Here is an 8,734-nt window from a genome sequence, read left to right as displayed (position 1 = left end):
CGGGCGACGTCTGCATCCACGGCGGCGCGGCGGGCGAGATTTTCGGCGTCTTGATTTCGGGCCGCCTCGAGGCCGTCCGCGGGCTCGGGACGGCGTCACGGGAGACGCTCGGCTCCATCGAGCCGGGCGAATGCTTCGGCGAAATGTCGCTCCTGACGGGCAGCCCCACCAACGCCGACGTCGTCGCCGCCGCGCCCTCACAGGCCGTCGTCTTCCTTCAGGAAGCCATCAGCCCGATCCTGGCGATGAACCGCGAGGCGGTTCAGTTCATGGCCAAACTGATTACCCGGCGTCTCGCCCCCAAGCCCCAGGAGCCGCGACATCCCGCCCCGCGCGCCGTGAGTTACAGCCTGGGGGCCGCCCGACCGATGCGGATCCTCGCCGTCAGTTGCCGCCTCGACGACGTCCGCTACGCGTACTTCGACACGACGAGTGAGACGGCACGGGCATGGGGCAAGGTCGAAGGCCTAGGCAGCCCCGGCGAGGCCGTCCACGTGCACGCCGGCCCGGCCGGCGAGAAGCGAACCGCCGTCCGACCCGCCACGCACGAAGCGGCGCTCAAGGCGGGGCTGGCGGCTCTGACGGCCAAGGACGCAGGCCTCATCGGTTCGGCGGCGGATTTGTCGGCCATCGGCCACTGCGTCCGTCACGGCGGCACGCGCTACAACGGCCCGGCCATCGTGACCGAGGAGACGAAGGAAGCGATCCGGCAGGTCGCCGACCTCGCCCCGCTGGACAATCCGTACAACCTCCTGGGCATCGAGGCGTGCGAGCGGATCGCGCCGGGCGTCCCCCAGGTCGCGGTGTTCGACACGGCGTTCCATCAGACGATGCCCGAGGCCGCCTGGCGGTACGCGCTGCCGGAGGACCTGGCGTACGATGCGAAACTCCGGCGGTTCGGTTTCCACGGCATTTCACACGAGGGCGCGGCGCGCGAGGCCGCCGCTTATCTCGGCGCCCCCTTCGACACCCTCCGGCTTGTCACCTGCCATCTCGGGCGCGGCGCGTCGCTGGCCGCCATCGACCACGCCCGGAGCATCGACACGACCATGGGATTCACGACCCTCGAAGGCCTCGTGATGGCGACGCGGCCGGGCGACGTGGACCCGGGGCTCATCCTGCACCTGGTCCGGGACCGGAAGATTCCGGCCGGTGAACTGTACGACCGGCTTTTCCGGGAGTCGGGCCTCTTGGGGCTGTCGGGCGTGTCGGGTGACGTTCTGGAGGTGATGGAGGCGGCGAACCAGGGCAACGCGCGGGCGCTCGTCGCCCTTCAGGCCTATTCGCTACGGGCCCGCAAGCACCTGAACGCCTACATCGGCCTCCTGGGCGGGGTGGACGCCATCGTGTTCACCGGCGGCGTGGGGGCGAACAGCCCGGGAGTGCGGGCGAGAATTTGTCAGGGTCTCGACTGGATGGGCATCGTCCTGGACGAGGGGCGAAACCGCGCGGCCCGTGCCGGCCGGGGCGAGACGCTCCAGATCTCCGCCCCCCATTCGCGGGCGCGAATCCTCGTGGTCGGGAGCGACGAAGAGCGAACCATCGCACGCCACACCGTTCGGGCCCTCGCGCACGCCCGCGTGACGGAAGTGATGCGGCAAAAGGAGCGGCCGATCCCGATCGGCACCTCGGCCCATCACGTCCACCTGACACAGGAACACGTCGAGACGCTGTTCGGCCGAGGGCACACCCTCACGTGGCACTCGGACCTCACGCAGCCCGGCCAGTTCGCCTGCAAGGAACAGGTGAATCTCATCGGCCCGAAGGGGCGGATCGAGCGGGTCCGCGTCCTGGGTCCCATCCGGCCCGAGAGCCAGGTCGAAATCGCGAGGACCGAGGAATTCAAACTGGGCATCGACGCGCCGATCCGTCTGAGCGGCGACCTGGACGGCACGCCGGGCATCACGCTGGAGGGGCCGGCGGGCCAGGTCCGGCTGGAACGGGGCACGATCTGTGCCATGCGCCACATTCACATGGCGCCGGAGGATGCGATGGCGTTTGCCGTGCGCGACCGCGACTTCGTCCGCATCCGGGTCCGCGGCGAGCGGTCGCTCATTTTCGGCGACGTGGTCGTCCGGGTGGACCCGAACTTCCGCCTGGACATGCACCTTGACACGGACGAGGCGAACGCCGCCGAGTTGGGCGCCGGAGCGACGGGCGAACTGGAGTCCATCCAGCAGCGAACGACGGTCTGACGGGATTAACGAAAGCCGCGAGGCCCCGACGGGCCGCGCAAAAATTTCGGATTTCGGCGTGAACGGACGACGGCATCCCGCAGCCCGCCACGGCGGGTGAAATTCGCCCCGGTGAGACTGGGGCTCATCTGCGGGCGTTGACGGCATGCGGGGCGGGCAAGTTTCGCCCGCCGAGGGGGGTTAAGGCACGCGGCGGGCCCGGTCGTCCTCCTTCTTCACGCCGATCCGCAACGGGTCGCCCCGCTCGAGCAACGAGCGGGTGTCCGGGTGGTCAATGGCCTCGGCAAGGACGCGTTCGCGCGCGGTCACCCCTTGGGCCGGCGTCACGATGTGAGGCGTGATGAAGATCACCAGTTCGGTGTCCACTTCCACGGACTCGACGCGGCGGAAGAGGCCGCCGATCAGCGGAAGGTCGCCCATCAGGGGCAGTTTGTCCTCGTTGGTGTTGGTGCGACGACGGCGCAGGCCGCCGATGACGATCGTCCGGCCGTTCTCGACGACCATGACGTTCTGGGCGCGGCGAGTCTGGATGACGGGAATCTGGTTGACGGCCGCGCCCGTCGGGCTGCTCTGTTCGGCCACCAGTTCCAGATGGACGGTGCCGTCGGCGGCGATTCGCGGGGTGACGGCCAGTTTGATGCCGACTTCCTTGAACGACGTCGTTCCGATCTGTCCGCCGGCGCTGGTCTGCGTGAGTTCCTGGTATGGAATTTCGTCGATGATTTCGATGGCGGCCTGGCGGTTGTTGATCGCCAGGATCTTCGGGTTCGCCAGGACCTTTGCGTTGTCATGGGTCTCAATGAAGTCCCAGGTGCCGGTCATCGTCCAGTTCTTGCGCGTCAGGGCGAAGGTGACTTGGCCGCCGGGCGCGGCGGCGGCGTTCACGCCGGCCCCGACGGTGAGCGCCTGGTTCCACGTCATGGCGTCGCCGATGAGTTTCGAGACCGTCCAGTCCCAGCCGTAGTGCATCTCGTCGTTCAGCGTCACGTCGATGATCATGGCCTCGATCATGACCTGGGGCGGGGCGTGGTCCAGCCTCGCGACGGCCTGGCGGACGGCCTCCACGCGAGAGGAAGTGTCCGTCACGACAATGGCGTTCATTTCCTCGTCGATGCCGACCTTCCCGGTCCCCGACAGGACCGTCGTCACCGTGACGGCAACGTCCTTCGCCTTAAGGTTCTGGAGGACGACCACATCCGTTCGCGGAAACTGCGTCTCCAGGCTCTCCGAGGCCGTCCGCTCGGCAAGCAACTGCTCGTAGGTAACGACGCGGACGCGGCGTCCTTCCCATTGGGCGACCAGATGTGCGCCGTCCAGGATCGACCCGAACGCCTCGACCCACGGGGCGTCCTGAAGCCGGACAGTCACCCGGCGGTCGATGCCCTCCGCCATCACCAGGTCCACGTCGCCCTGGTAGGCGAGGCCGCGAAGGGCCTCGTCGGCGCCGGCGTTCACCAATTCAAGGGTGACCTTGACGTCGGGCACGACGTCGGGGTCGGGCTCGGTCCGCCAGCGGTCCTGGGCCTCGGGGAGGATCGATTCGGCTTCGGCGCGCTCCGCCAGGTCCGGCGGAAGAACCCCCTGCTCCACCGGGCGCTCGGGGTCGGCCTCCAGGATGCGGGCGCCCTTGACGCGGACGCGCGACGGCGAGGCAGCGTCCTTGCGAGAGGACCGGGCGCAGCCACCGAGCACCAGCACCAACGCGGCGGCGCCGAGAAGACAGAAAAGTTTCTTCGGAACGGGTGTCATGGGTTTTCCTTTCCAATTGGCTGGTCGGTTGTTTCAGCGGCAACGACCGGCGTGCCTCCGGCCGCCTTCAGTGCTTCCTCATCCGCCGACCTGTCCGCCATAGCCCGCAGGGCGACGGCGGACGCCTCGGCTTCGGGCTCGACCGCGGGCTTCCCGGCCTCGGCCGGAGCAGGCGGAACCGCCGGCGCCGGGCGCGCCTCCGGCTGAAGGGGCGTCATCACCCAGACGCCCCGGAAGCCGGCGAGCGTGACCTTGTCCCGAGCGATGGCCGTCACGCGCATGCCGGCCACCTCGTCGCCGATGCCGGCGATGAGGTCGTTGATGACCACCAGGGGTTTCGATTCGCAGTAAAGGATCCCATTGAGTTTCACCGCCGCCGGGCTAGCGGTCTGCGAAACGGCGGCGTCGGCCTGGGCCGGACTCGTCTCAACGGGCGGCGTCGAGGCCGACCCGGGTGGGGGCGCGGCACCGGGGTCGAGCGGCGAGAACGGGTTGGCGCGCGCGGCCGGTTCGGCAGCGGCCGGCGGCGGCGCGGCCGGTTCGGCAGCGGCCGGCGCCGGCGCGGCCGGTTTCAGTTCCTCCTGCGCCAGGACGATCGTCGCGGCGAGGATGGCCACGATCGCAGCAATGAGGCTAAGTTCCCGCATGCGGCGCCTCCTCGTCTGTGAGGCCGAGACGCACGACGAGAATCACGGCGAGGTCGAAAGGCGGTTTCTCGCCGACGCGGAAGTCGAGTTCCTCGAGACCGACGGCATGCGTTCCGTCGTCCAGGCGGTCCAGGAGGGCCATCACGTTGGCGTACGGTCCGCGGACCTCCAGGCGTACGGCGACGGAAAAAACGTGCGCCGCCCCGGTGTCGAGACGCAGGGCGGCCTGGCTCTCCCGGGTGACGGACTGGAGGGTCAGGCCGACTTCGGCGGCCAGATTCTGCCACTCCTGAAGGAGCGCATCGGCCCGGCGTGCGTTCACCCAGGGGGGCGCCGCGCCGGAGAGTTCCTCGAGGCTCCGGCGGGCGGTGGCGGTTTCGGCCCGCAAGAGCGTCAGTTGACGCTGCTGGAGGTCCAGGTTGGCCCGGGCGGAGACGAGTTGGCTCTCGTGGTCGGCGACGGCCTCGCGCGCCGGGCCGATGGTCGCGACATAGCACGCCACGACGGCCAGAACGAGCACCGTCAGGCCCAACAGTCCGCGTTCGCGCCGGTTTCGCCGAACCAGGTACTGGAGGATCACCGCTTGGTCCCTTTCGCGTTGTCGGCCGGGGCCGGCTCGGGCACGGTTTCATGGAACCGGCAGGTGATGGTACAGCGGATGAACGGGCTCCCCTCGACGGGGGCGCGTTCGAGGCGTTCCATTCTCGCCTCGTCCAGCAGTCGCAGCGAGGCAAGCCGGCGGACGAACTCGTGGGCGTCGTCGGGCGAGCGCGCTTCGCCGGCGATCCGCAGCACCCCTTCCTTGACCGTCAGACGCGTGATGCGGACGCTCGCGGGCGTCTGCTCGATGACGGCCTGAAGGCCGGCCACCCAATCGAACGGCGCCAGATGCGCCCGCGCGCGATTCCAGAGCCTCGCGTTTTCCACCGCCGTCGCGGCGCGGTGTTTCAGTTCCGCCGCCTCCAGGACCTCCGTCGTGTTCCGGTGCATCTGGAGGGACGCGCCCTCGACGCGACGGGCCACATCGCCCACCGTAAGCCGAAGCGACGTCACAAGAGCGAACGTCACCAGGAGCACGCCGCCGATCGAGGCCGCCAGGCCAAGCACCTGGTGCCGCACCTTCTGGGTCTCGGGCCACTCGGGGGGCACGAGGTTCAGCAAGGCGGCGTCGTCCCGGCCGAGAGAAGCCAGTGCCGCCCCGACGGCCGCCCACGAGGCGTCGGCCGCGGAATCGGGCGCCTCGGCCGGCGCTTCGGTCGCCCACCGCGGAGCCGCCTCGACCGCCAACGGGGGTGCGAGTTGGGCCAGGCGGGCCAGGACGTCCCGGACAACGGTTTCCGCGCCGCCCGCCGCACGGAGCCAGAGGCGCGGCGCCTCGTCGGGGAATCGGCTGCGGCAGAACTCGACGGAACGTTTCGCCTCGACCAGCAGGTCGTCAGCCGCGGCGGGTGCGGAAGCCAGGGCTTCCAGGCCGACGTCCACGCTACGGATCAAGAGGGGCCGGTTCCCCCGGGCGATGATGAATTCGGTGCGCTCCGCGCCGAGCGAAACGAAGACGGTCGGCGGAACGCTGGAGTCCTCGGCCTCGCGAGCGGCCAAGGCCCGCAGGCCCGCCAGGGCGTGCGGCTCCACATAGGCCACCTGGATCCCCGCGGCATGGAAGGCCTGAAGCAGAGGCGGAATGGCGTCGGCGGCGGCCGCGGCCGAAAGGTACGACTGTTTGCCCGGCTCGGCCTCCTCAAGCGGAGCGGCCTGCCAGGTCACCTCGGTATCCTCAAAGACGGCGTAGCGGGCGATGCGGTCCTCGAGCGTGCGCTGGGCCTCCTCGGGCGTCGCGGCCGACAGTTCGACCACGCGGGCGATCACCCGGCTCCCGCCGAGCGCGATGAACAGGTTTCGCCGCGCCAGGCCGGCGCGCTTCAGCAGTTGGCGGACGACTTTGGCCAAGGCGTGAGGGTTTGCGACCGCGCCGCCGGCGAAGACGCCCGGCGGGAGCGGTTCGCGTGCGGCCCGGAGGACGGTGATCCGGCCGGCGTCGGCCGACAGTTCGACCACCTCCACGGCCCCGGCGTCAATGGCCAACCCGATTGCGCGTTGCTCGGACATTGTCCTTCCCTATGGAACGAGGCTCACGCCCGCGACTTCGCGCCACCACTCGACGCGGACGGGGAACGGTGCTTTGAACGGCGGCCCGGCAACGACCACGCGGGCCTGGACGGTGCGGACGAACCCTGCCGCCTTGCCCGTCGACGTCACCGTCACCAGAGGACGGTTATTCTCAATGAGGGCGGCGTACTGTCCACTGGCTCCGATAGTGCCGCTCACCGTGCCGCTGCTCTGGCAATCCGTGCGAAGCGACGCGATAGCCGTGTTCAGGCCGCCTTGGGCGGCATAGAGGGCCTTCAGGCCGTTCTGGTGGTTTCGCAGGATTCCGAGGTCCGTGGCCGCCACGTCCAGGACGGCAACGGCGAGCACGGCGACGAAGGCCACGGCGAAGATGACGAGGATCAGGGCCGCCCCGGGGTGTGACAAGATTTTCCGGCGTCTCCCTTGAGTGTTGCGCAGGCGAAACCGTAATTGGGTGTGGCACGGCCGGCCTTGCCCGGCCGTGCGTCCCGGCCCACCTGCGCACGGCGGGACGAGGCCCGCCGTGCCACACAGTTCTAAGCCCTTGCCGGATGCCAGAAAATCTTGGCACACCCCCGCCCCGCGTCTTTCGTGCTTGTCCGGCGTAGCCCGACCTGTCCGCCATAGCCCGCAAGGCGACGGCGGAAGGGCGAAGACGGATTGTCGGTGCACCTTGCGCATCGTGCCTTCCTACGGGTTAGCGGCAGCGGGCGTCCCGGCGTAGGCGCTCGGCTGCCAGGTGGCTGCTTCGCTGGAAGGGGCGAAGGCGTCGCGTCGGCTGAGAGTCGAACCGTCGCCGTCGCCGCCCCAGGCATTGTTGAAAACGACCGCGTCGGACAATCGCCCGCCTTGGGCCAGGAAGACCTGCTTGTCCTCGAGGTTCTGGCCGATCGTGGTGCTGTTGACCCAGAGGTGCATGGCGTCGAGGGACAGGTTCGGGTTCTTGCTCCAGTGGACGACGGCGGCGTCCACATAGACGTACGCATCGCCAAAGCCTCGGTAGGCCCAGATTTCGAGGCGGGCGTCCCTGTTGATGTAGGCGGTCAGATCGGCCGCGTGGGCCGTCCACGCCGTCTGGCACGGCCCGTCATAGAGGGTGGTCCAAACGGTCGAGCCGCGATTCGTGACGCGGATGACGACTCGCGGCGTGCCGAAGGCGGCCCGCTCCCACACGCGGACGCGGGCCTTGGTGGCGGCACTCTCGATCTTGAAATCCTGGTAGATGATATTCCAACCGGTGCCGGAATATCGGGCCGCATAGTTCCCCGAGACCGTGCTGCCGGTGTCCGCCTTCCAGAAATCCGTGCTATTCCAGTCGCTCATGATGCCCTTTTCAAAATCGCCGTTATTGAGTTTCTCATTGTAAAGTTCGCTGTCGGTGTCGGTGATGACGGCGTAGCCGCCGGCCGGAATGACACACGAGCCGGTACTGTAGAGCGGGTCCGCCACGAGCGTGTTGGGCGTACTTTGATCCTTCGTCCAGAGGCGCCAACCGGCGACGTCAACGGACCGGGCCGTCGCGTTATAGAGTTCGACCCATTGGTTCTTGTCTTTCGCGCCGAGCGCGGCCGGCGGTTTGTACATGATTTCGTTGACGACGACGCTCGGCAAAGACCGCCGGATGCTCGCGCGCGTGGCGAAGGTCATGGGGTTGGCGCGACCGGCGGGGTCGTAAACCGTCACCGTGGCTCCGACGGAGCGGATGGCGGTCCGGTCGGAGCCCGGCATCGGGAGGACCGTCCCGTCGGCCCCGTAGCAGGTGATCCAGAGGCTTTGACAGTTGAAGGCGATGTTCTCGACCGCCCCCGGCCGACCGTATTGAATCCGATAGGGGCTCTCGGCCGTGGCGAGTCCGAAGAAAATTGTATCTCCGGTGTCCGAGGCGAACCGGGCCTGGGAGTCCGCCCGACCCGACTGGGTGACCTCGACGATCGACCGCGCCTCGCGAAAATCCCTGGTGAACGCGGCCAAGCCGGCCCGCGCCTCGTCGACGAGGCCCAGGCGCGGATCCGCGGC

The 8,734-nt window shown here is 68.9% G+C and carries 7 protein-coding genes; 1 reads left to right on the top strand and 6 read right to left on the bottom strand.

Features of this window, described 5'->3' with window-relative positions:
• Positions 1 to 2,195, top strand: a 2,195-nt coding sequence (locus NTX40_03405; protein ID MCX5648133.1) for an acetate/propionate family kinase, incomplete at its 5' end; no start/stop codon positions are given.
• A 180-nt stretch (positions 2,196 to 2,375) separates the two neighbouring features.
• Here the strand turns inward: NTX40_03405 and NTX40_03400 are convergent.
• The 6 genes from NTX40_03400 to NTX40_03375 form a co-directional block, all read right to left on the bottom strand.
• Entirely contained in the window at positions 2,376 to 3,944 is a 1,569-nt protein-coding gene (locus NTX40_03400) for a hypothetical protein (GenBank protein ID MCX5648132.1), read from the bottom strand.
• A complete protein-coding gene (locus NTX40_03395; GenBank protein ID MCX5648131.1) occupies positions 3,941 to 4,591 on the bottom strand; it encodes a hypothetical protein in 651 nt (216 codons plus the stop codon). The genes NTX40_03400 and NTX40_03395 overlap by 4 nt, the downstream gene beginning before the upstream one ends.
• Positions 4,578 to 5,171 carry a type II secretion system protein GspM gene (gene gspM, locus NTX40_03390; GenBank protein MCX5648130.1) on the bottom strand — a complete coding sequence of 198 codons (594 nt, stop codon included), beginning with the start codon at positions 5,169 to 5,171 and terminating at the stop codon, positions 4,578 to 4,580. Before gspM ends, NTX40_03395 begins: the two co-directional genes overlap by 14 nt.
• Positions 5,168 to 6,697 (bottom strand): pilus assembly protein PilM, encoded by a 1,530-nt coding sequence (pilM, locus tag NTX40_03385; GenBank protein ID MCX5648129.1) that lies wholly within the window; start codon positions 6,695 to 6,697, stop codon positions 5,168 to 5,170. Before pilM ends, gspM begins: the two co-directional genes overlap by 4 nt.
• Positions 6,698 to 6,706: 9 nt before the next feature.
• Positions 6,707 to 7,123, bottom strand: a complete 417-nt coding sequence (locus NTX40_03380) for a hypothetical protein (GenBank protein ID MCX5648128.1) — start codon at positions 7,121 to 7,123, stop codon at positions 6,707 to 6,709.
• Positions 7,124 to 7,408: 285 nt separating this feature from the next.
• Positions 7,409 to 8,734, bottom strand: a 1,326-nt coding sequence (locus tag NTX40_03375; protein ID MCX5648127.1) for a lamin tail domain-containing protein, incomplete at its 5' end; no start/stop codon positions are given.

It is taken from the genome of Planctomycetota bacterium (genome assembly GCA_026387035.1).
Classification (GTDB): domain Bacteria; phylum Planctomycetota; class Phycisphaerae; order FEN-1346; family FEN-1346; genus JAPLMM01.
Note: the sequence above shows the minus strand (reverse complement) of the source record. Positions and strands in the feature narration are given on the sequence as shown.